The organism is Xenorhabdus hominickii, from assembly GCF_002632725.1.
Classification (GTDB): domain Bacteria; phylum Pseudomonadota; class Gammaproteobacteria; order Enterobacterales; family Enterobacteriaceae; genus Xenorhabdus; species Xenorhabdus hominickii.
Map to the genome: position 1 here is coordinate 1 of NZ_NJAI01000058.1, position 976 is coordinate 976.

Genomic DNA, 976 nt, shown 5'->3' on the forward strand with positions numbered 1-976 from the left:
CTTACCTTGTATTAGTAGAGGGAGATGTTTGACGACAAAAAACAAACAGTTTTTTGAATTCAGCTTCTGTTTTTTATCCAGGCTCTCCTTGTTATCGACACGATCCCTCACATCATCACCGTTTCTGTGATTAAAATAATTTTCCGATATCCTTGTCAGGTTAAGTAATAATACATGCGCCTGAAGCTCTTGTTTGACTCCTTTTTCATTATGTGAATGGAAATCTTCAATGCACAGAATTGATTTGGATAGTTTATATAATTCCTCTATTTCCCATCGTTGATGGTATAAGTCATTAAAATCTTTTACCTCATAATAATCTTGTTCAAGTAAAGTTGTAGCGAGAATATATTTAACATCTTCGTGAAAATACTTTATTAGCCGTAACGTTATAGTCGGGAATTCAAAAAGAAGTTTTCTTTTTCTAAGGTCTGACTTTACTGCATCTGATGGTTTATATGTCACAATAGCATCATCGCAATGGCTGTTAGAAAAGTCTCTAATCACTTTGTTTCTATTACCTTCCTGTATTCTGAATATCGCATTCAAATTATTTTTTATCACTTGATGTAACATATAATAACTAAAATACCCCCTATCTAAGATAACGACAGCATCACTATCTAGATATCTAAAGTGTTTTTCTGCACAAGCTCTCTCGTTATTATGATTAACAAATTCAATATCATATATAATTGAATTCAATATATCATAAAGACAACTCATCATCGCATAGGGATAATATCTGGATGTTTTTTGCGTGACCCGATAGCCATTATTGATAAGTTTTCTGGGAACATTTAGTTTTGAACCATCAATAGCAAAAAGCCGGTGTCCCTTCCATGTTGTTGAACGAGAATCCTTCTCCCAGACAGATACGATATCTTTGTTTATAGTTTTAATAGCATCATCAGGTAATTTTATTCTGGCTTCGCACATCGATGAAGCAGAGATAGGATTATATTGCGGAAGTGGT

At 33.5% G+C, this 976-nt stretch carries 1 protein-coding gene; it reads right to left on the minus strand.

All coding sequences use genetic code 11. From position 1 onward, the window contains the following. Positions 1-976, minus strand: a 976-nt coding sequence (locus Xhom_RS25005) for an IS4 family transposase (protein WP_145957528.1), incomplete at both ends; no start/stop codon positions are given.